Here is a 21,645-nt window from a genome sequence, read left to right on the forward strand (position 1 = left end):
AGTCGGTCACCCTTCCCTTATCGCGCGGTGGAGGTGTAGGGCAGCAGCGCCATCTCACGGCTGTTCTTCACGGCCGTGGCGACGTCACGCTGGTGCTGCGTGCAGTTGCCGGTCACGCGGCGGGCACGGATCTTGCCGCGGTCGGAAATGAACTTCCGCAGCATGTTCGTGTCCTTGTAGTCCACGTACGTGACCTTGTCCTTGCAGAATGCGCAGACCTTCTTCTTCGGCTTGCGCACAGGCGGCTTAGCCATGGTGTTTCTCCTGTGTGATCAAGAAGTGTGAGTGCGAACCCGCCCCTAGAAGGGGGGCTCGTCCGAGTAGCCGCCGCCACTGCCGCTGCCGCCGGAGTTTCCACCCCAGCCGCCGCCACCGCCCTGGTTGCCACCGGCGGGAGCGCCGGTCGCCCACGGGTCGTCGGCGGGAGCGCCGCCGCCCTGCTGGCCACCGCCGGGGCCGCCGCCCCAGCTGCCGCCACCCTGGGCGCCGCCGCCACCGCCGCCGTAGCCGCCCTGGCCACCGCGGCCGGTGGTCTTGGTGACCTTGGCCGTGGCGTTGCGCAGGCTGGCGCCGACTTCCTCGACGTCCAGCTCGTAGACCGTGCGCTTGACACCCTCACGGTCCTCGTAGGACCGCTGCTTCAGCCGGCCCTGCACGATGACGCGCATGCCTCGCTGGAGCGACTCAGCGACGTTCTCCGCCGCCTGACGCCAGACCGAGCAGGTCAGGAAGAGGCTCTCGCCGTCCTTCCACTCGTTCGTCTGGCGGTCGAAGGTGCGGGGGGTGGACGCGACACGGAACTTCGCGACCGCCGCACCGGAGGGGGTGAAGCGCAGCTCGGGGTCGTCGACAAGATTGCCGACGACCGTGATGACGGTCTCGCCTGCCATGGGGGAACCTCTCGGCGGGTTTGCTCTGGCTGCTTGCTACTCGAATCCCGGGATCAGCTGAGCTGGGAAGCTCAGTGGGTCTCGGGGCGGAGGACCTTGGTCCGGAGGACCGACTCGTTCAGGTTCATCTGGCGGTCGAGCTCCTTGACGACCGCAGGCTCGGCCTGCAGGTCGATGACCGAGTAGATGCCCTCGGGCTTCTTCTTGATCTCGTACGCGAGACGACGACGGCCCCAGGTGTCGACCTTCTCGACCTTTCCGCCGCCGTCACGGACGACAGAAAGGAAGTTCTCGATCAACGGAGAGACAGCGCGCTCCTCGACCTCGGGGTCGAGGATGACCATCACCTCGTAGTGACGCATGTGGAACCCACCTCCTTTGGACTCAGCGGCCACGGTCGTTCCGTGGCAGGAGGGTTGTGATGCGTAGGCAACGGTATCGGCCACCACTGACAGTCAGGGGGTTCTGGCGAGAAGCCCCTGCCGTGACATGGGCAGACACCGGTGCGGACGGTACAGAGTACCCGCACAGCGGCTTGCGGTTGAAATCCGGCCGCCGGGGCAGCCAATCTGTACACATCGGGTGTGTATGGCGCTACGATGCGCCGCCTTTCGCAGGAGGTGCCCTATGGCACAGGCATTGCGACCCAACACCGCCGGCGGTCTCCTCGCCACGGACGGCAGACCCCACCCCCTCCAGGACGCCCTGCTCGCGGTGACCCTGGTCCTGGGCCTCTTGTCGTTCCTCACGGCGATCATCGACGAAGACCTGCATCTGCTCAGCTCCTGGGCCGGCCTGGCGGGCATCCTCACGGGTGCGTACGGCCAGTGGATCTCGGAGACGACCCGGGAGCGCTTCGGCCTGATCCTGGGCCTGGGCGCATCGGGGGTCGGGTTCTTCCTGGGCATGGCGCACGGCGGCCTCATCGGCTGACGCCAGGACACCTCCTCACCTGAACACCGGATCACGCCCCGGCCGGCCTCGGCCGGGGCGAAGGTCCCGTACGCCCAACCGGCGCGCTCCCAAGGCGCAGTAGGCTTCGCGCGAGAGCCGGAGCCCCTGTACCCATGGGGACACACCAGCCCGAGGAGCGCCCCGAAATGAGCCTGACCCTGAGGACCATCAGTCGCGAGCAGCATCTGGCCTACATCCAGAGCCTGCCGTCGGCGAGCCACATGCAGGTCCCGGCCTGGGCTGACGTCAAGGCGGAGTGGCGCTCCGAGAACCTCGGCTGGTTCGACGACCGCACCGGCGAGATGGTCGGTGCCGGCCTGGTCCTCTACCGGCAGCTTCCCAAGATCAAGCGCTACCTCGCCTACCTGCCCGAGGGCCCGGTCATCAACTGGTTCGCGCCGAATCTGCAGGAATGGCTCGAACCGATGCTGGCGCACCTCAAGCAGCAGGGCGCCTTCTCCGTGAAGATGGGCCCGCCGGTGATCATCCGGCGCTGGGAGGCCCCCTCCATCAAGCAGGGCATCCAGAACCCGGACGTCAAGCGCCTGCGTGACATCGAGGCCGACCACATCGAGCCGCGCGCCTTCGAGGTCGCCGACAAGCTGCGCCGCATGGGCTGGCAGCAGGGCGAGGACGGCGGCGCCGGCTTCGGAGACGTCCAGCCCCGCTACGTGTACCAGGTGCCGCTGGCGAACCGCTCCCTGGAAGAGGTCCACAAAAACTTCAACCAGCTGTGGCGCCGCAACATCAAGAAGGCCGAGAAGGCCGGCGTCGAGGTCGTCCAGGGCGGCTACCAGGACCTTGAGGAATGGCAGCGGCTGTACGAGATCACGGCCGTGCGCGACCACTTCCGGCCGCGCCCGCTGTCGTACTTCCAGCGCATGTGGACGGCCCTCAACACCGAGGACCCCAACCGCATGCGGCTGTACTTCGCCCGGCACAACGGCGTGAACCTGTCGGCCGCCACGATGCTGATCGTCGGCGGGCACGTCTGGTACTCCTACGGCGCCTCCGACAACATCGGCCGCGAGGTCCGGCCCTCGAACGCGATGCAGTGGCGGATGCTGCGCGACGCCTACGCGCTCGGCGCCACCGTCTACGACCTGCGCGGCATCTCCGACTCGCTGGACGAGACCGACCACCTCTTCGGCCTGATCCAGTTCAAGGTGGGTACCGGCGGCCAGGCGGCCGAATACCTCGGCGAGTGGGACTTCCCCCTGAACAAGCTGCTGCACAAGGCGCTCGACATCTACATGTCGCGCCGTTGATGTCCCTTTCAGTGCTTCTCTACCCCTGATACACGGCAACTGCCGATACACGGCACCGCGAGAAAGGTTCCAGGTCCGGCCATGGCGCTCACGCTCTACGTCGACACCGCGCGCTGGCGTGCGCACCACAAGCACGTGCAGGAGCAGTTCCCGGGCCTCGTGCCGGTCTGCAAGGGCAACGGCTACGGCTTCGGGCACGAGCGGCTGGCGGAGGAGGCCACGCGGCTGGGCTCGGACGTCCTCGCCGTCGGCACGACGTACGAGGCCGCCCGGATCAAGGACTGGTTCGGCGGGGACCTGCTGGTGCTGACGCCGTACCGGCGCGGCGAGGAGCCGGTACCGCTGCCGGACCGGGTCATCCGCTCCGTCTCGTCGATAGACGGTGTGTACGGCCTGGTCGGCGCCCGTGTGGTGATCGAGGTGATGTCCTCGATGAAGCGGCACGGCATCAGCGAGCAGGACCTGGCCCAGCTGCACGCCGCCATCGAGAACGTCCGTCTGGAAGGCTTCGCCATCCACCTGCCACTGGACCGCACCGACGGCTCGGACGCCGTCGAGGAGGTCATCGGCTGGATGGACCGGCTGCGTGCCGCCCGGCTGCCCCTGCACACCATGTTCGTCAGCCACCTCAAGGCCGAGGAACTCGCCCGGCTGCAGCAGCAGTTCCCGCAGACCCGCTTCCGGGCTCGCATCGGCACGCGGCTGTGGCTGGGGGACCATGACGCCACGGAGTACCGCGGAGCGGTCCTGGATGTCACGCGCGTGGCCAAGGGCGACCGTTTCGGCTACCGGCAGCAGAAGGCGGCCTCCGACGGCTTCCTGGTGGTCGTGGCGGGCGGTACGTCGCATGGAGTGGGCCTGGAGGCCCCGAAGGCGCTGCACGGCGTCATGCCGCGCGCCAAGGGTGTCGCCCGTGCCGGCCTCGCGACGGTGAACCGGAACCTTTCGCCGTTCGTCTGGGGCGGCAAGCAGCGCTGGTTCGCGGAGCCTCCGCACATGCAGGTGTCGATCCTGTTCGTGCCGGCGGACGCGCCCGAGCCGAAGGTCGGCGATGAGCTGGTGGCCCATCTGCGGCACACCACCACGCAGTTCGACCGGCTCATGGACCGCTGACCCTCCTGGGGCACCGACCCTCGCAGCGCAGCAAGAAGGCCGTACACGGCTTCCCGTGTACGGCCTTCGACGTGTCCCGGCTACGGCGTCTCGCGGCGTTCGCTCAGAGCGAACCTCCTGTAGGGCCCGGCCTGCCCCAGTCGACCGGCGGCCCGTCGAACTGGGCGGCCACATGCCGTCGGGGGCGAGCCGCCGGGCCGAGGACGAAGACGTCCTCGGCGCCGTCGAGCACCCCGCCCGAAGGATCGTCGTCACCGGACCGCCGCACCGGGTCCCGCTCCGGCATGAAGATGTCACGCACGACCGTGACGCACAGGTACAGCGTCCCCAACAGATGCAGGGCGATGGCCCAGTGGTATCCGTCGGTGGGCAGTCCCTTGTGCGCGTCTCCGCTGGTCGTGTACGCGAGGTACAGCCAGATCCCCAGGAAGTACGCCACCTCGCACGCCTGCCAGATCAGGTAGTCCCGCCACTTCGGCCGGGCGAGGGCGGCCAGCGGGACCAGCCACAGGACGTACTGCGGCGAGTAGACCTTGTTGGTGAGGATGAACGCCGCGACGATCAGGAACGCGAGCTGGGCGAACCGCGGGCGGCGTGGGGCGGTCAGTGCGAGCGCCGCGACAGCCGCACAGCATGCCAGCATCAGCAGGGTGGCCAGTGTGTTGACAGTGTCGGTGCTGAGCGGGTCGTCCGAGTTCTGGGCCATGATCAGCCAGAAGGAGCCGAAGTCGACGCCCCGTTCCTGGCTGAACGTATAGAACTTCGACCAGCCCTCGAACGCGAAGAGCATCACCGGCCCGTTCACGACAACCCAGGCGGCGGCCGCGCCGCCCAAGGCCGTCCCGAACGCGCGCCACCTGCCCGCGCGCCAGCACAGCACCATCAGCGGCCCGAGGAGCAGGAACGGGTAGAGCTTGGCGGCCGTGGCGAGCCCCAGCAGCACGCCGAAGGCGAGGGAGCGGCCACGTGACCACATCAGCATCGCCGCGGCCGTCAGAGCGACCGCGAGCAGGTCCCAGTTGATGGTCGCCGTCAGCGCGGCGGCGGGCGCCAGGGCAACCAGCAGGCCGTCCCAGGGGCGCCGGGCGTGGGTACGGGTCACGCAGACGGCGATGACCGACGCGCACACCATGAGCATTCCGGCGTTGACCATCCAGTACCACTGCTCCTGGTACTGGATGGTGCCGCTGCCGGGCGTGAGCCAGGAGGCGACCTCCATGAAGACACCGGTGAGCACCGGGTACTCCAGGTACTGCATGTCGCCGGGGAGCCTGTCGAAGTACGGCACGAGCCCGTCGGCGAAGCCGCGCCCCTGGTAGAGGTGCGGGATGTCCGAGTAGCAGGCGTGCGTGTACTGGGAGCTGGCGCCGAAGAACCAGGCGCCGTTGTAGCAGGGCGCCTTCTGGACCAGGCCGAGGGCGAACATGCCGATCGCCACCAACGCGATCACCCGCACGGGAGTCCACCAGGACGCCCCGAGCAGGGCTCGCCGCCCGAGCGGGCCGCCGATCAGCTCGCTGCCGGCCGCGGCGACCTCGTCCTCCTTGGTCGGCCGCACCGGGTCCGGCTCATGGACGCTCGCTTGCGTCGATTCTGCACTGGGCATGCCGCACATCCTGCCGTACGTGCCTAGGAAAACACCGAGGGCCGCCGTGCCCAAGTGGGACGGCGGCCCTTGTTTCACGTGAAACACCCTCGCGTTTCACGTGAAACACCCAAGCCGGGCGATCTGTCGACGGCGGCTATCCCTCGGGGCCTCCGAAGATGCCTCCGTTGCCGTTGCCTCTGGTGTTGCCGCCATCCAGGTTCGTATCGGTTGGCGTGGGCTCGGGGGAAGTCCCTCCGTCTGTGCCTCCGTTGCCTGTGCCGCCGTTCTGCGCGCCACCGTCGTCCTCACAACCGAAGAACCCGCAGGTGTCACTCGGCGACGGCGAGGGGGTCGAGCTCTCCGTGGGCGTGGGGCTCGGCGACTCGGTCACGGTCTCGCTGGGCTCCACGCTGGGCGTCGGAGTCGGTGACGGGGCGCCCACCCCGTCCTGGATCTCGCCGATCTTCTCGGGTTCTGGGAAGCCGAGGTCCGGCTTGCCCTTCAGCGCGGCCTTCATGTACTCGGTCCACACCAGCGTGGGGACGTCACCACCGTGGATGGACTTCTCACCGGCCGTGCCGTTCATGGAGAGCAGCTTGGCGCTCTTGGGGTCCTCGCGGAACATCGCGACCGAGGTCGACAGCTGCTGGGTGTAGCCGACGAACCAGGCCGACTTGTTCTCGTCGGTGGTACCGGTCTTGCCGGCCGCCGTACGGCCCAGGGGGAGCGCCTTCGTGCCTGTACCGTTCTGGATGACGTTCTCGAGAGTGTCCGTGACGTTGTTGGCCACGTTCTCGGGCATCGCCCGCGTGACCCTCGGCTTCTTGAAGCCGTCGATTTCCTGACCGTTGAACTTGACGCTGGTCACCGAGTACGGGGCGGCCTGCTTGCCCGCTGCCGCGAACGTCGCGTAAGCGTCGGCCATACGGATCGCACTGGGAGTCGACGTACCGAGCGCGAACGACGCGTTGAGCTCGGCGAAGCTGCCTTCCAGGATGCCGGCCTTCTCGGCCACGTCGGCCACGTTCTTCATCCCCACGTCCATGCCGAGCTGCACGAACGGCGTGTTCACGGACTGCTCCATCGCCTTGCGCAAGGAGATGTAGCCCCAGGGGTAGTCACTCTCGTTCTCCTGGAAGAACGGCGTGTTGTCCTTCTTCAGGACGTAGCTTCCGTCGTTCTTCCTGACCTTGAGATGGTCGTTGCCGTTGTACTTGCTCAGCGGCGAGACCCCGACTCCGTCGCTCTTGTAAGTGCCGTGCTCCATCGCCGCCGCGAGCACGAACGGCTTCCACGTCGAACCGACGGGGACACCCGAGGTGTCCGCGTTGTTGTTGAAGTGGCCGTTCTCGTACCCGGCGCCGCCGTAGAGCGCGACGATCGCGCCGTCGTTGGGCTTCACCGACGCCGCACCGAACTGGACGTGCTTGTCCAGCTCACGGTTCTTCGGGTCGAGCTTCTCCTTCTCGATCTTTTTGACGGCCTTCGCCAGCGCTTCGACGTTGGCCTTCTTGAAGGTCGTCTTGATCTGGTAGCCGCCCTGGTCGAACTGCTTCTCGGAGATGTTCGAGTGGCTCAGGACGTACTTCTTGGCCGTGTCCGCCAGGTACCCGATCTGGCCGGTCATGCCCTTGGACGCCTTGCGGCCCTGGAGCTTGGGGAAGTTCTTGATCGCGTCCTGGTACTGCTGGTCCGTGATCCTCTTGTCGTTGTGCATCTGCTCGAGGATCCAGCTCCAACGGGCCTTGGCGCGCTTGGTGTTGGCTTTCCTGGTCGCCGAGGTGTCGATACCCGCGTTGCCCGCCGGGTCGTAGTAGGTCGGGCCCTTGAGCAGAGCGGCGAGGAAGGCGCACTCGTTCGGCTCGAGGTCCTTCGCTTCCTTGCCGAAGTAGGTCTGGGCTGCAGCCTGGATGCCGTAGGCGCCACGGCCGTAGTACGAGGTGTTGAGGTAGCCCTGGAGGATCACCGGCTTGGAGACCTTGGTGCCCACCTTGATGGAGATGAACATCTCCTTGAACTTGCGGGAGACCGACTGCTCCTGGGTCAGGTAGGTGTTCTTGACGAACTGCTGGGTGATCGTCGAGCCGCCCTGCGTGTCACCACCGCGGGCCATGTTCGCCAGGGCGCGGGCGATACCCATGGGGTCGACACCGGAGTCCTTGTAGAAGGTCTTGTTCTCGGCCGAGATCACCGCCCACTGCATGGCCTTGGGGATCCGGTCGATCGTGACGTTCTGCCGGTTCTGCCCGCTGCCCGCCGCGACCATCTGGGTGCCGTCGGACCAGTAGTAGACGTTGTTCTGCGACAGGGCCGCCGCGTTCTCCTCGTTCGGGACGCCCACCATGGCGTAGCCGATGCCCGCCACAGCCACCAGGCTGCCGAAGAAGCCGATGCACAGCCCGGAGACGAGCTTCCAGGACGGCATCCAGCGCTGCCAGCCGTACTTGCCGGCGCGCGGATAGTCGATCAGCCGCTTCTTGTCGGGAACGGCGGCCACGCGTCCTCTGCCCCGGCCGGGCCCGTTCGGGCCGCCAGGGCCGGCACGCCTGCCACCTCGGGTCGGTTCGGCCGCTCTCCGGCGGCCTCCACCCGTACTTCTCTGCGCCGCACGCCGGGCCTCGGCACGGCCGCCGTACTGACGCTCCTCACCCCCCGAGTCGTAGGGGTCCGACCCATAGGAGTCGGACGGAGACCCGGTGGCGCCTCGCGGTGCCGCACGGCGGCCGGAGGCCGAGCCGGACTGGCCGCGTCGGGCCGCGGCACGTCCGCCTCCCTGCGGCTGCGGCGGTTTGCGACGGTGCTCGCTCATCGAACGACTACTCCTCGGGCAGGCGCACCCTTGCGCGCCTGGAAACGGCGGCTGGTTTCCGGTCCCCCCGAAGTACGGATGCGGTCGGCTCCGCATTCATCGGTCCCGTATGCACCCGTACTACACCGCAGACGACGACGCTCTCAGGCGTCACTCGGTTCCCGGTGATGTGCATGGCGCACAGACTACGCACCGCCAAAACCTGCCGAGCCCTGAAGTTCACCTCAAATCAGGCAACTCGCATCCGACGAATCGGTGATGTGACCCCGTTCACCCGACCCCCTCTTGTCGCATCCGGAAGGCCGTTCTATCGTCGTGATGTATCGAGCCGATACATCAGCTCGACACATCGGTCCGACACATCGGACTGATACATGCGCACCACGGCGAGAGGAGGCGACGATGAGCCGGCGTTCCGGGATCCTCGAGTTCGCCGTCCTCGGCCTGCTCCGCGAATCTCCGATGCACGGCTATGAGCTGCGCAAACGGCTCAACACATCACTGGGCGTGTTCCGTGCGTTCAGCTACGGGACGCTCTACCCCTGCCTCAAGACGCTGGTCGCCAACGGCTGGTTGATCGAGGAAACGGGGAACACCACCGAGGACGCCCTCGCCGCCCCCCTCGCCGGGCGCCGCGCCAAGATCGTCTACCGATTGACGGCGGAGGGCAAGGAGCACTTCGAGCAGCTGCTCTCGCAGACCGGGCCCGACGCGTACGAGGACGAAACCTTCGCAGCCCGTTTCGCCTTCTTCGGGCAAACCTCACGCGATGTCCGCATGCGCGTGCTGGAGGGCCGCCGCAGCCGGCTGGAGGAGCGGCTCGAGAAGATGAGCGCTTCCCTGGCCCGCACCCGGGAGCGCCTCGACGACTACACGCTCGAGCTCCAGCGCCACGGGATGGAGTCCGTGGAGCGCGAGGTGCGCTGGCTGAACGAGCTCATCGAGAGCGAGCGGGCGGGGCGGGACCTCAAGGGTCCGGCCACCGGGGAGCCCGCTTCGCGTGACACCACATCTGGAGCGTCGGGCGACCTGCCCCGGCCGGGGGACGCCCCCCGGCCGGATTCGCCCGACGACACCGCCACGTGAGAGCCCACTCAGGGCCTCACTCGTACACACAGGGAGCAACCGGAATGGGTTCGGTTCGCGTAGCCATCGTCGGTGTGGGCAACTGCGCCGCATCGCTGGTACAGGGAGTCGAGTACTACAAGGACGCCGACCCGGCGTCCAAGGTGCCGGGCCTGATGCACGTCCAGTTCGGCGACTACCACGTCAGCGACGTCGAGTTCGTCGCCGCGTTCGACGTGGACGCCAAGAAGGTCGGCCTCGACCTGGCGGACGCCATCGGCGCCTCCGAGAACAACACCATCAAGATCTGCGACGTACCCAGCACCGGTGTGACGGTCCAACGCGGCCACACCCTCGACGGCCTCGGCAAGTACTACCGCGAGACCATCGAGGAGTCCGCCGAGGAGCCGGTCGACGTCGTCCAGGTCCTCAAGGACCAGCAGGTCGACGTCCTCGTCTGCTACCTGCCCGTCGGCTCCGAGGACGCGGCGAAGTTCTACGCCCAGTGCGCCATCGACGCCAAGGTCGCCTTCGTCAACGCCCTTCCGGTCTTCATCGCCGGCACCAAGGAGTGGGCGGACAAGTTCACCGAGGCCGGCGTCCCGATCGTCGGCGACGACATCAAGTCCCAGGTGGGCGCCACCATCACGCACCGCGTGATGGCGAAGCTGTTCGAGGACCGGGGCGTCGTCCTGGACCGCACCATGCAGCTGAACGTCGGCGGCAACATGGACTTCAAGAACATGCTCGAGCGCGACCGCCTCGAGTCGAAGAAGATCTCCAAGACGCAGGCCGTCACCTCCCAGATCCGCGACCGCGAGCTGGGCGAGGGCAACGTCCACATCGGCCCGTCCGACTACGTCGCCTGGCTGGACGACCGCAAGTGGGCCTACGTCCGCCTCGAGGGCCGTGCGTTCGGTGACGTCCCGCTGAACCTGGAGTACAAGCTCGAGGTCTGGGACTCCCCGAACTCCGCCGGCGTCATCATCGACGCCCTGCGCGCCGCGAAGATCGCCAAGGACCGCGGCATCGGCGGTCCGATCCTCTCGGCGTCGAGCTACTTCATGAAGTCCCCGCCCGTGCAGTACTTCGACGACGAGGCCCGCGAGAACGTCGAGAAGTTCATCAAGGGTGAGGTCGAGCGCTGACGCGCCGCAACCAGTCGCTCCTGCCAGGGCTGTGAGGGTCCCCGGGTCGTACGACCCGGGGACCCTCCCCGTATGTGAGGCTGTGCCGCATGGCCGTCGTCCGTGACCTGCGCGTCCTCCTGCGCTTCCAGGGCTTCCGACGCCTGCTCGCCGTGCGTCTGCTATCCCAGGGTGCCGACGGTGTCTACCAGGTCGCGCTCGCCGCGTACGTGGTCTTCTCGCCGGAGAAACAGACCTCGGCGGCCGCGGTCGCCTCCGCGATGGCGGTGCTGCTGCTCCCGTACTCCCTCGTCGGCCCCTTCGCCGGTGTCCTGCTGGACCGCTGGCGGCGCCGCCAGGTCCTGCTGTTCGGCAGCCTGGTCCGCGCCCTCCTGGCCTCCGCGACGGCCCTGCTGATCCTCAGCCCGGCTCCGGACTGGCTCTTCTACGTCTCGGCTCTGTGCGTCACCGCGGTCAACCGCTTCGTCCTGTCGGGCCTGTCCGCCGCCCTGCCGCGCGTGGTCGACGCCGATCGCCTGGTCATCGCCAACTCCCTCTCCCCGACCGCCGGAACACTGGCGGCGACCGCCGGCGGCGGCCTCGCCTTCGCCGTGCGCCTGGTGGTGGCGGACTCGGACGCCGCCGTCGTGCTCGTGGGAGCGGGGCTGTATCTGTGCGCCGCCCTGGCATCGCTGAGCATGGCGCGAGAACTCCTCGGCCCCGACCGGCCCTTGGCGCGCGAGCGGATCGGGACGGCTCTCACGGACACGGCCCGCGACCTGGCGGCGGGCGTACGCCATCTGGCCGCCCCGCAGCGCCGGGAGGCCGCCTGGGCCCTCGTAGCGATGTCGCTGATGCGGTTCTGCTACGGCGCCCTGCTGGTCATGCTGCTGATGCTGTGCCGGTACGCCCTCACCTCGACCACGGACGACGGACTCACCCTGCTGGGCCTGGCATTGGGCTTCTCCGGCGCCGGGTTCTTCGCGGCGGCCGTGGTGACGCCCTGGACCGCGGGCCGGCTCGGGCCCGGCCGTTGGATCGTCGCGTGCGCCGGGGCCGCGGCGCTGCTGGAACCCGCTCTCGGGCTGCCGTTCGCCACCGCTCCGCTGCTGGCCGCGGCCTTCGTCCTGGGGCTGACCACTCAGGGCGCGAAGATCGCCACGGACACCATCGTCCAGTCCTCGGTCGAGGACGGCTTCCGTGGCCGGATCTTCTCGGTCTACGACGTTCTCTTCAACGTTTCCTTCGTCGGCGCGGCCGCCGTGGCCGCCCTGATGCTGCCGCCGGACGGCCGATCCGCACCGCTCGTGATCACGATCGCCGTTATCTACGCGGCAGTAGCTGTGACTATGGCCCGGTTTGGCCGCCAGTAGGTGTCGTCCCGGCTGGCGAGGCAGCCGCCGATGGCCATGCCCCGCCACGGCGATGACGATGACGATGTTCTTGATCGTCTTGAAGCTGAGCTTGCGGCCGGACGGCTGCGGGGGAACCGGAGCGCCCAGGGCAATCCATTCGCGCAGGGCTAGCCAGCGGCTGCGCCCCAGGCTCCGTTCCTGCCCCAGGGCGGTTACCCCCAGCAGCCCGGGCAGCCCGGCTTCCCGCCCCAGGGGGGCCGGTCCGTATACGCCAACACGGCCGCTGTCGGCGACTGCATGCACCGCGGCAGCACCAGCGACAACACCCCGGACCTCGAAGTCGTCAAGTGCGACGATGCCAAGGCCCAGTTCAAGGTGCTGGCCAAGATCGAGGGCTCGTACCTACAAGAAGTAGGCACACACGACGAGGGGCGGTGTTTCACGTGAAACACCGCCCTCAGGTCTGTCTCCAGCGGAGCGCCTGTCTCCAGCGGGGTCATGTTTCACGTGAAACATGACCCCGTTGCACAGCCTCAGCTCTCCTGCCCGGCCCACCACTCCTTGAGCGCGGCCACCGCAGCGTCCTGCTCCATCGGCCCGTTCTCCAGGCGCAGCTCCAGCATGTGCTGGTAGGCACGGCCGATGACCGGGCCGGGGCCGACACCGAGGGTCTCCATGATCTGGTTGCCGTCGAGGTCCGGGCGGATCGAGTCCAGCTCCTCTTGCTCCTCCAGCTTGGCGATCCGCTCCTCCAGCCCGTCGTACGCACGCGACAGAGCCGCCGCCTTGCGCTTGTTACGGGTGGTGCAGTCCGAGCGGGTGAGCTTGTGGAGGCGGTCGAGGAGCGGGCCGGCATCACGGACGTAACGACGGACCGCCGAGTCCGTCCACTCACCCGTGCCATAGCCGTGGAAGCGCAGGTGGAGTTCGACCAGCCGTGAGACGTCCTTCACCAACTCGTTGGAGTACTTCAGGGCCGTCATGCGCTTCTTGGTCATCTTCGCCCCGACCACCTCATGGTGGTGGAACGAGACCCGACCGTCCTTCTCAAAGCGGCGCGTGCGCGGCTTGCCGATGTCGTGCAGGAGGGCAGCCAGGCGGAGGGTGAGGTCGGGACCCTCCTCCTCCAGCGCCATCGCCTGCTCCAGAACGATCAGCGAGTGGTCGTAGACGTCCTTGTGACGGTGGTGCTCGTCACGCTCCAGACGCAGGGCCGGCAGCTCGGGCATCACGCGTTCGGCGAGGCCTGTCTCGACGAGCAGCGTCAGCCCCTTGCGTGGCCGCTGGGAGAGGATCAGCTTGTTCAGCTCGTCCCGCACCCGCTCGGCCGAGACGATCTCGATACGTCCGGCCATCTCCGTCATCGCCGTGATGACCTCGGGGGCGACCTCGAAGTCGAGCTGAGCCGCGAAGCGCGCGGCCCTCATCATCCGCAGCGGGTCGTCGGAGAACGATTCCTCCGGGGTGCCGGGTGTACGCAGCACACGGGCCGCGAGATCCTCGAGCCCGCCGTGCGGGTCGACGAACTCCTTCTCCGGCAGCGCCACCGCCATGGCGTTCACCGTGAAGTCACGGCGGACGAGGTCCTCCTCGATGGAGTCGCCGTACGACACCTCGGGCTTGCGCGAGGTGCGGTCGTAGGCCTCCGAGCGGTAGGTGGTCACCTCAATCTGGTAGCCGCCCTTGTGGGCCCCCACCGTGCCGAACGCGATTCCTACCTCCCAGACGGAGTCCGCCCACGGACGCACGATCCTGAGGACGTCCTCGGGACGGGCATCCGTCGTGAAGTCCAGGTCATTGCCGAGCCGGCCCAGCAGCGCGTCCCGTACCGAGCCGCCGACGAGGGCGAGTGAGAACCCGGCCTCCTGAAAGCGGCGGGCGAGGTCGTCGGCGACAGGAGCGACCCGCAGCAGTTCACTCACGGCGCGGTGCTGCACCTGGCTCAGGGCACTGGACGTTTCTTCGTTGGCGTTCGGCACAACAGAAGAGGGTACGTGGCTCGGGCCAACGCGGGCTCCTCCTATTCCGCATGCACCAGCATGGGGATACGTCCGTTATAGGCTCACAAGCCAAGCTCCAGGGCTGTAACGAACCCAACCCCTCCACAGGGGTGCATACCGGACAGCGCGGTGTCGGCCCCCGCGATCTTGTGGAGCGGACCGCGGCACTTCCCCTCGGCGCACATCGTTACCATGCGTGGACGCACATTCCGACGACCACTGACGACGACGAGGGACGGACGAGCGCGTGGCCGAGGCGGCAGACTTCCAGGGGACCAGTGCCTCACCTGCCCGCCGCTGGCTGCGGCGCACCGGGGCTCTGCTCGCCGGCGCGCCCCTGCTGGCCGGTCTCCTCCAGTTGCCCGCCGCGACCCCGGCGGACGCCGCCGGGGAGGAGTCCTCGCAGGTTGCTTCCAGCGCGGGCTCGGTGTCGGTCGCGGTCGACTCGCTCAGCCCCAGCGCCCCCTCCGAGGGGGACACGGTCACCGTGTCGGGCACGGTGACCAACAACGGGAAGCAGACGGTCACCGGCGCCCACGTCGACCTACAGGTGGGGCCCCCTCTCGAAACCCGCTCGGCGATCGACACCCTCGCCAAGAGGAGCGACGACCTTCAGGGACCCGTCGGCGAAAAGGTCGGCGGCAAGTACACCGAGAAGTTCCCTGCGCTCACCCCCGGCGTCGCCGAACCCTTCAGCATCTCGGTGCCGGCCGACAAGCTCGACCTCGGAGACAACGGCGTCTATCAGCTGGCCGTCGCGCTCTCCGGGAAGACCTCCACGCAGCCCTGGGAGCAGGTTCTCGGCATCCAGCGCACGTTCCTGCCGTGGCAGCCGGAGGAGGCGAGCACCAGGACGAAGACCACCTTCCTGTGGCCGCTGATCTCCAGCGCCCACATGGCGGCCGAGACGGGGTCGAACGAGCAGCAGACGCCGGTCTTCCGTGACGACGAGCTCGCCGAGGAGATCGCCCCCGGCGGCCGTCTCGACCAGATGGTGTCGCTGGGCAAGGGCCTCGATGTCACGTGGGTGGTCGACCCGGATCTGCTGGCGTCGGTCGACGCGATGACGGGGAGCTACCAGGTCCGCAGCGCGGACGGCAGCACCACCCCCGGCAAGAACCAGGAGGTCGCCAAGCACTGGCTGGCCGAGCTCCAGCAGGCTGTCACGGGCGAAGAGGTGGCCGCCCTGCCTTTCGGCGACCCCGACCTGGCCTCCCTCGCCCACAACGGCACGAGCGTCACCGGCTCGCTGAACCACCTCAAGGAGGCCACCGACGCCGCCGACGAGACGGTGGACACGATCCTCCACGTGAAACCGTCCACGGACTTCGTCTGGCCGGTGGACGGCGCCGTCGACCCCTCGATCGTGAAGGTCGCCACATCCGCGGGCGCCGACAAGGTCATCACCCGCAGCGACAGCCTCCAGGACAACCTGTCGTACACGCCCTCCGCGGCCCGGCCCATCGGCGGCGGCACCACGGCGGTCGTCGCGGACTCCCGGATGTCCACGGCGTTCCGGGGCGACCTCACCAAGGCCTCCGCCTACACACTCGCCGTGCAGCGTTTCCTGGCTCAGAGCCTCACGCTCGGCCTGCAGACCGGCAAGCAGCGCAGCGTCGTCGTGGCCCCGCAGCGCATGCCGTCCGTGAGCCAGGCGCAGGCCATGGCCGAGGCGCTGGCGGCCCTCCAGGGCGGTAACTGGTCCGAGTCGCAGGACCTCACGGCCGCCGCCAAAGCCAAGCCGGACCCTGCTGCCAACACGAAGGTGCCGCCGGCCGCCGCGTATCCCTCCTCGCTGCGCAAGCAGGAGCTTCCTCGGGCGGCCTTCGAGCAGATCGCCAGGACCCAGAGCAAGCTCGACAAGTTCAAGGTGATCCTCACCCGCCAATCCCGGGTGGTGACCCCCTTCGGGCGGGCCATGAACCGCGAGATGTCCACGTCGTGGCGCGGCCAGGGCGTCGCTGCGGTCGGATACCGCGATGGCATCGAGTCGTACCTCAACGGGCTCATCGACGGCGTCAAGCTGATCCAGAAGTCCGAGACCAAGCTCTCCGGCCGCAGCGCCATGATCCCCGTGACCGTCCAGAACAACCTCGTCCAAGGCGTCGAGAACCTGACCTTGCGGCTCACATCGACGAATCCCACGCGACTCAAGATCGGCGGAGACCGCTACGAGGAGCAGCCCGTCACCGTCAACGGCGGCCACGCCCAGTCGGTGAAGTTCACCACGTCGGCCAACGCCAACGGCCAGGCGAAAGTCGTCGCCCAGCTGTACACGGAGGACGGCCAGAAGTACGGCGCCCCGGTCGACTTCGACGTGAGGGTCACCGAGGTCACCCCCACGGTGATGCTGGTCATCGGCGGTGGCGTCCTGCTCCTGGTCCTCGCGGGCTTCCGGATGTACACGCAGCGCAAGCGCGCCGCCGCCCGTGAAGCCGCCGAGGACGACACGGCCGAGGCGGGCGACGAGACCGACGGCCCGCAGAGCCAGGTCGACGAAGCGCAGAACCCGGAGACCTCCGGCGCACGTCCTGAGCAGGAGACCGTGGCCGGCTCCCGGGCGGACGGCCCGGAGCAGCCGAGTGACCCGGCCCCGGACACCGCAGCGGAAAGCGCCGACCCGTCCGGCACGGGTGAGAGAGTGGACCGTTGAGAAATCGTGGCCGGTGGGCCCGGGACGATGAGGTGGGGTAACCATGAACGCGCCGTACGACGGTGACCGCGGCCATGCCGCGGGCAGCCCGGGCCACCCCGATGCGGGCGGGTCCGAGGGTTCACCGCCCGAGCACGGCCAGGTGCCGCCGCAGCCGCCCGCGGACATGTACCTCCAGGACGTCTACGGCCAGGACCCCTACCAGGCCCAGGACCTCTCCGCCCAAGACCCCGTCGGCGAGGCGCTGTACGACCGCGCCGCGCACCCGCCGCCCGCTCCCGGCACGTACCAGCCGCAGCAGCAGCTGTACGGCCAGCCGCCGCAGTCGCCGTACGCGCCCGACCCGCAGGTGTGGGCGCAGACGCCCGCACCGGAGCCGGAGGGCGCCACGCGGCATCTGCCGTACGGCGACGACCCCCGCACCACCCAGTTCGTGGGAGTGGACGACCTCGTCTCCCAGGCGGGTGAGCCGCGCCAGGAGCCGGACGCGTTCGCACATCTCTTCCGGGACCAGCAGCAGAGCAGCGGCCACCCGTCCTACGAGTCGACGTCGGTCCCCGGCCCCTCCCCGGCCCCGGGGCAGACGGCACAGGGCCCGTACACACCGCAGGACCAGTACACGACGCCCGGCCGGGCCGCGGCGACAGTGCCGCCCCTCGTGGACGGGACGCCGGCCCCTGAGCCCGCCGCCTCGTCCGCTCCTAAGAAGGGCGGACGCGCCGCGGGCCTGATGAAGTCCAGCGCCGTGATGGCGGCGGGCACGATGGTCTCCCGCCTCACCGGCTTCATCCGCTCCGCGCTGATCGTGTCGGCGCTGGGTGTCGGCCTCCTCGGCGACACCTTCCAGGTCGCCTACCAGCTGCCGACGATGATCTACATCCTCACCGTCGGCGGTGGTCTCAACTCCGTCTTCGTGCCGCAGCTCGTGCGCGCCATGAAGGAGGACGACGACGGCGGCGAGGCCTACGCCAACCGCCTGCTCACCCTGGTCATCGTGACGCTCGGCGCACTCACCGCTCTCTCGGTCCTCGGCGCGCCGCTCCTGATCCGCATGCTGTCCGCCCCGGTGGCCAGCGACCCGGCCGCGAACCAGGTCGCCGTCACCTTCGCCCAGTACTTCCTGCCCACGATCTTCTTCATGGGCATCCACGTGGTGATGGGCCAGATCCTCAACGCCCGTGGCAAGTTCGGCGCGATGATGTGGACCCCGGTCCTGAACAACATCGTCATCATCGTGACGCTGGGCATGTTCATCTACGTCTACGGCACCGCGGCCAGCTCCGGGATGAAGGCCACGACCATCCCGCCGGAGGGCCAGCGCCTGCTCGGCATCGGCGTCCTGCTCGGCCTCGTGGTCCAGGCGCTGGCGATGATCCCCTACCTGCGCGAGACCGGTTTCCGGCTGCGGCTGCGCTTCGACTGGAAGGGCCAGGGCCTCGGCAAGGCCGTCACGCTGGCCAAGTGGACGGTCCTGTTCGTCCTCGCCAACCAGGCGGGCGCCATGATCGTCATCCAGCTGTCCACCGCCGCGGGCAAAGCCTCTCCGGTCGACGGCACCGGCTTCGCCGCCTACGCCAACGCGCAACTGATCTGGGGCCTGCCGCAGGCCATCATCACGGTTTCCCTCATGGCCGCCCTGCTGCCGCGCCTGTCACGCTCGGCGGCCGAGGGCGACGGGGGAGCCGTCCGCGACGACATCTCCCAGGGCCTGCGCACCACGGCGGTCGCGATCGTGCCGATCGCGTTCGGGTTCCTCTCCCTCGGCATCCCGATGTGCACGCTGATGTTCGGCTCCTCCGGCACCAGCGAGGCCACCAACATGGGCTTCATGCTGATGGCGTTCGGACTCGGCCTGATCCCGTACTCGGTGCAGTACGTGGTCCTGCGTGCCTTCTACGCCTATGAGGACACCCGAACTCCCTTCTACAACACGGTCATCGTGGCCGCGGTCAACGCGGGCGCCTCGGCGACCTGCTACTTCGTCATCCCGTCCCGCTGGGCCGTGGTCGGCATGGCCGCCTCGTACGGCCTGGCCTACGCGATCGGCGTCGGCGTCGCATGGCGCCGGCTGCGCAAGCGCCTCGGCGGGGACCTCGACGGCGCCCGCGTCCTGCGGACTTACGCCCGGCTGTGCATCGCGTCGGTCCCGGCCGCCCTGCTCAGCGGCGCGGCCTGTTACGGCATCGGACATTCGCTCGGCCAAGGTCCCGCGGGTTCGCTCGCCGCGGTCCTGGCAGGCGGCGTCGTACTGCTCGGAATCTTCTTCGTCGCTGCCCGCCGCATGCGCATCGAGGAACTCAACTCGCTGGTCGGCATGGTCCGCGGACGCCTGGGACGTTGAGTCGGGGGGTAGGCGCACAACCATCGTCAGCCACCGCGTGTCGTGCATAGCGGCGGACTGTGGGCACAATTGGTTTCGGCTTCGGACGGCGCGCAATGGATGCCGGCCGGCGCGCAATGGATGGGGAGGCAGGAACGACGGTGGCGGAACGGAGTACGGCTGCCGTCGACGTGGCAGACAACAGCGACGACACGTCGCTGACCGCACAGGCGGACCAGTCCACGGCCGACGGGGTGGCCAAGAACCGGGAGCGGGACACGGACAGCGACGAGGTACAGGAGAGCACCCGGACCGACGGTGCCGGAACGACCTCGCCGCCCGAACTGCACAGTGGTCACAAACTCGCCAGACGCTACCGCCTCGAGGAGTGCGTCACCCGTCTGGACGGTTTCAGCAGTTGGCGTGCCGTGGACGAGAAGCTCCGCCGTGCCGTCGGCGTGCACATCCTGCCCGCCGACCACTCGCGAGCCCGCTCCGTCCTGGCGGCCGCCCGCTCCTCCGCCCTCCTGGGTGACCCTCGCTTCGTCCAGGTGCTGGACGCGGTGGAGGAGAACGAAGTCGTCTACGTCGTCCACGAGTGGCTGCCCGACGCGACGGAACTGACCACACTCCTCGCCTCCGGGCCCCTGGAGCCCTACGACGCCTACCAGATGGTCAGTCAGGTCTCCTCCGCCATGGCCGCAGCCCATCGTGAGGGCCTCGCCCATCTGCGGCTGAACCCCAACGCCGTACTGCGCGCCTCGACCGGTCAGTGGCGCATCCGCGGCCTCGCCGTGAACGCCGCCCTGCGAGGCGTCGCGTCCGACACCCCGCAGCGCACCGACACCGAGGCCATCGGTGCCTTGCTGTACGCGGCGCTCACGCAGCGCTGGCCGTACGAGAGCGACGCATACGGCCTGTCGGGCCTGCCGAAGGACATCGGCCTGATCGCGCCCGACCAGGTGCGGGCCGGGGTGCACCGCGGTCTGTCCGAGCTCTCGATGCGCGCGCTCGCCAACGACGGTGCCACCGCCTCCCGGCACGAGTCGCCGTGCACCACGCCTGAGGAGTTGGTGAAGGCGATCGGCGAGATGCCCCGCATCCGCCCGCCGGAGCCGGCGTTCACCGCCCCGCCCGAGTACCAGCGCACGACGTATCAGCAGGGCACCTACGGCCGTCAGGGCCCGCGCCCCGGCGTCACCCAGCCGATCACGACCCCGCCGCCCCCGCTCCAGAGCCGCACGGGCAAGGCCCTGAAGTGGGCCGTCTCCGCACTTCTGATCGCCGCTCTGGGTCTCGGCAGCTGGCAGCTCGCGGACGCGCTGATGGACCAGGGCGGCAAGAACGAGGACCCGGGCCAGACGCAGACGAACGACGGGGACGGCGGCAACAAGCCGGTCGCACCGCTGAAGCAGATCCCGATCGACAGCGTACGGGAGTTCACCCCGGGCGGTTCCGGCATACAGGAGGACGAGGTCCAGCTAGCCGTCGACGGCCAGGCGGACACCGCCTGGATCACGCCGGAGTACCGGGGGTACCCCAACTTCGGAAATCTGCCGCAGCGCAAGGACGGCAGCGGGCTGATCCTGGACCTCGGCAAAAGCACAGACGTGTCCCGTCTCGATATTTCCATGTACCGAAGCGGGCAGACAGCACAGATTCTCGCCGCCGATGCCGATACTTCCGATCCGTCATCTCTAAGTGATTTCCCCCACGAACTGACCGAATTGTCGACCGTGGGTTCCGATCTCAAGGTCACGCTGAAGAAGCCGGTCAAGACGCGTTACATCCTCATCCACATCACGAAACTTCCGGTCGACGGCTCCGCGGACCGCTTCCGAGGAGGTATCTCAGAAATTCAAGTGCGCGGCTGAGAACGATCCAGCTGCACCGAAAGCGCGTCCGGTTCGAAGTTCAGGCTCCGAACCGGACGCAATGATCAGCCCAGTGACCCCAGCCGGATATGTCACCTGTGGTCCCCACCTGGCCGCGGAACCGCACGCACGCCCCATTGGCATACAGGCTCACCGGGCCGGCGTGGTAGGAGTAATACCCAGAGTCCGTCTTCTTGGTCCCGCCGAGCACCTCAAGCTCAGCTATCATCCGCAACTTGACTCCAGGGGACCGTGATGTGGTGATCACACAGTTGGTGCCCTTGCTGTAGTAGAGATCCACCCCCTGCGTCAAAGGAAAGCCGGTCAATTCGACTTCCCGGGCACGTGGTCGCAGCCTGAGCCGTTCCGGATCCCGCAAAAATGACCGCTCCCGCGATGGTCGACACGACCGTCCCCATAGCGGCAGCTCGACGCCCACTCAACTTCTTCACCAGCTTCTCCTGTTGCCAGCTGTGTGGCCAACATGACGCATCAATGACCAGCAGAGAGCTAATGATCATGATCAAGCCAATGGGAGGTGCTGTGTCTGTCATCGCGTTCCGAGACCCGCCTCGGGCTCGCTGAGGCACGTTTACATCCCACCGGCCCTCAGGATTCAATGGACCACT

At 68.3% G+C, this 21,645-nt stretch carries 15 protein-coding genes and 1 pseudogene; 10 read left to right on the plus strand and 6 right to left on the minus strand.

What is annotated here, in order from left to right; genetic code table 11:
- Positions 1-17 precede the first annotated feature (17 nt).
- The 3 genes from rpsR to rpsF all read right to left on the minus strand — a co-directional run bounded on the left by rpsR (position 18) and on the right by rpsF (position 1,252).
- Positions 18-254 carry a 30S ribosomal protein S18 gene (rpsR, locus tag A4E84_RS19935; protein WP_003949403.1) on the minus strand — a complete coding sequence of 79 codons (237 nt, stop codon included), beginning with the start codon at positions 252-254 and terminating at the stop codon, positions 18-20.
- A gap of 45 nt (positions 255-299) precedes the next feature.
- A complete protein-coding gene (locus A4E84_RS19940; RefSeq protein ID WP_062927881.1) occupies positions 300-890 on the minus strand; it encodes a single-stranded DNA-binding protein in 591 nt (196 codons plus the stop codon).
- A 71-nt stretch (positions 891-961) separates the two neighbouring features.
- The gene (rpsF, locus tag A4E84_RS19945; RefSeq protein WP_030847098.1) at positions 962-1,252 is read right to left on the minus strand and encodes a 30S ribosomal protein S6; all 291 of its coding nucleotides are present in this window, start codon (positions 1,250-1,252) and stop codon (positions 962-964) included.
- A 265-nt stretch (positions 1,253-1,517) separates the two neighbouring features.
- On the opposite strand from rpsF, the gene A4E84_RS19950 reads away from it, so the two are divergent.
- From A4E84_RS19950 to A4E84_RS19960, 3 genes are all read left to right on the plus strand, one after another.
- Positions 1,518-1,823 (plus strand): hypothetical protein, encoded by a 306-nt coding sequence (locus A4E84_RS19950; protein ID WP_062927882.1) that lies wholly within the window; start codon positions 1,518-1,520, stop codon positions 1,821-1,823.
- A gap of 167 nt (positions 1,824-1,990) precedes the next feature.
- Positions 1,991-3,112, plus strand: a complete 1,122-nt coding sequence (femX, locus tag A4E84_RS19955) for a peptidoglycan bridge formation glycyltransferase FemX (RefSeq protein WP_031137685.1) — start codon at positions 1,991-1,993, stop codon at positions 3,110-3,112.
- Between the two features lie 81 nt (positions 3,113-3,193).
- A complete protein-coding gene (locus tag A4E84_RS19960; protein WP_062927883.1) occupies positions 3,194-4,225 on the plus strand; it encodes an alanine racemase in 1,032 nt (343 codons plus the stop codon).
- A gap of 103 nt (positions 4,226-4,328) precedes the next feature.
- On the opposite strand, the gene A4E84_RS19965 is transcribed toward A4E84_RS19960, so the two are convergent.
- Entirely contained in the window at positions 4,329-5,840 is a 1,512-nt protein-coding gene (locus tag A4E84_RS19965; protein ID WP_062927884.1) for a glycosyltransferase family 87 protein, read from the minus strand.
- Positions 5,841-5,967: 127 nt separating this feature from the next.
- Entirely contained in the window at positions 5,968-8,238 is a 2,271-nt protein-coding gene (locus tag A4E84_RS19970; protein WP_062931530.1) for a transglycosylase domain-containing protein, read from the minus strand.
- Positions 8,239-9,024: 786 nt separating this feature from the next.
- Between A4E84_RS19970 and A4E84_RS19975 the strand changes: the two genes are divergently transcribed.
- From A4E84_RS19975 to A4E84_RS40880, 4 genes and pseudogenes are all read left to right on the plus strand, one after another.
- Positions 9,025-9,708, plus strand: a complete 684-nt coding sequence (locus A4E84_RS19975) for a PadR family transcriptional regulator (RefSeq protein ID WP_062927885.1) — start codon at positions 9,025-9,027, stop codon at positions 9,706-9,708.
- A 44-nt stretch (positions 9,709-9,752) separates the two neighbouring features.
- Complete coding sequence (locus tag A4E84_RS19980; RefSeq protein ID WP_062927886.1) at positions 9,753-10,835, plus strand: inositol-3-phosphate synthase; 1,083 nt, start codon at positions 9,753-9,755, stop codon at positions 10,833-10,835.
- Between the two features lie 89 nt (positions 10,836-10,924).
- Positions 10,925-12,187, plus strand: a complete 1,263-nt coding sequence (locus tag A4E84_RS19985; protein WP_062927887.1) for an MFS transporter — start codon at positions 10,925-10,927, stop codon at positions 12,185-12,187.
- Positions 12,188-12,292: 105 nt separating this feature from the next.
- A pseudogene (locus A4E84_RS40880) lies at positions 12,293-12,616 on the plus strand (LppU/SCO3897 family protein).
- An 86-nt stretch (positions 12,617-12,702) separates the two neighbouring features.
- On the opposite strand, the gene A4E84_RS19990 reads toward A4E84_RS40880, so the two are convergent.
- Positions 12,703-14,148: a CCA tRNA nucleotidyltransferase gene (locus A4E84_RS19990; RefSeq protein WP_062927888.1), complete on the minus strand. Its 1,446-nt coding sequence runs from the start codon at positions 14,146-14,148 to the stop codon at positions 12,703-12,705.
- Positions 14,149-14,416: 268 nt separating this feature from the next.
- Between A4E84_RS19990 and A4E84_RS19995 the strand changes: the two genes are divergently transcribed.
- From A4E84_RS19995 to A4E84_RS20005, 3 genes are all read left to right on the plus strand, one after another.
- Positions 14,417-16,822, plus strand: coding sequence for a DUF6049 family protein (locus A4E84_RS19995; protein WP_062927889.1), 2,406 nt, complete (start codon positions 14,417-14,419; stop codon positions 16,820-16,822).
- Between the two features lie 43 nt (positions 16,823-16,865).
- Positions 16,866-19,163: a murein biosynthesis integral membrane protein MurJ gene (gene murJ / locus A4E84_RS20000; RefSeq protein ID WP_062927890.1), complete on the plus strand. Its 2,298-nt coding sequence runs from the start codon at positions 16,866-16,868 to the stop codon at positions 19,161-19,163.
- Between the two features lie 140 nt (positions 19,164-19,303).
- On the plus strand, positions 19,304-21,016 hold the full coding sequence (locus tag A4E84_RS20005; protein ID WP_062927891.1) for a protein kinase family protein: 1,713 nt from the start codon (positions 19,304-19,306) through the stop codon (positions 21,014-21,016).
- The last annotated feature ends 629 nt before the right edge of the window (positions 21,017-21,645 follow it).

The organism is Streptomyces qaidamensis, from assembly GCF_001611795.1.
GTDB lineage: Bacteria > Actinomycetota > Actinomycetes > Streptomycetales > Streptomycetaceae > Streptomyces > Streptomyces qaidamensis.

What these genes read in the sequence shown, in the direction of transcription:
- A4E84_RS19940 (WP_062927881.1), bottom strand. Translation starts at nt 890, where the DNA reads ATGGCAGGCGAGACCGTCATCACGGTCGTCGGCAATCTTGTCGACGAC.
- A4E84_RS19970 (WP_062931530.1), bottom strand. Translation starts at nt 8,238, where the DNA reads ATGCCGTCCTGGAAGCTCGTCTCCGGGCTGTGCATCGGCTTCTTCGGC.
- A4E84_RS19985 (WP_062927887.1), top strand. Translation starts at nt 10,925, where the DNA reads ATGGCCGTCGTCCGTGACCTGCGCGTCCTCCTGCGCTTCCAGGGCTTC.
- A4E84_RS19960 (WP_062927883.1), top strand. Translation starts at nt 3,194, where the DNA reads ATGGCGCTCACGCTCTACGTCGACACCGCGCGCTGGCGTGCGCACCAC.
- femX (WP_031137685.1), top strand. Translation starts at nt 1,991, where the DNA reads ATGAGCCTGACCCTGAGGACCATCAGTCGCGAGCAGCATCTGGCCTAC.
- A4E84_RS19980 (WP_062927886.1), top strand. Translation starts at nt 9,753, where the DNA reads ATGGGTTCGGTTCGCGTAGCCATCGTCGGTGTGGGCAACTGCGCCGCA.
- rpsF (WP_030847098.1), bottom strand. Translation starts at nt 1,252, where the DNA reads ATGCGTCACTACGAGGTGATGGTCATCCTCGACCCCGAGGTCGAGGAG.
- A4E84_RS19950 (WP_062927882.1), top strand. Translation starts at nt 1,518, where the DNA reads ATGGCACAGGCATTGCGACCCAACACCGCCGGCGGTCTCCTCGCCACG.
- A4E84_RS19965 (WP_062927884.1), bottom strand. Translation starts at nt 5,840, where the DNA reads ATGTGCGGCATGCCCAGTGCAGAATCGACGCAAGCGAGCGTCCATGAG.
- rpsR (WP_003949403.1), bottom strand. Translation starts at nt 254, where the DNA reads ATGGCTAAGCCGCCTGTGCGCAAGCCGAAGAAGAAGGTCTGCGCATTC.
- A4E84_RS19975 (WP_062927885.1), top strand. Translation starts at nt 9,025, where the DNA reads ATGAGCCGGCGTTCCGGGATCCTCGAGTTCGCCGTCCTCGGCCTGCTC.
- murJ (WP_062927890.1), top strand. Translation starts at nt 16,866, where the DNA reads ATGAACGCGCCGTACGACGGTGACCGCGGCCATGCCGCGGGCAGCCCG.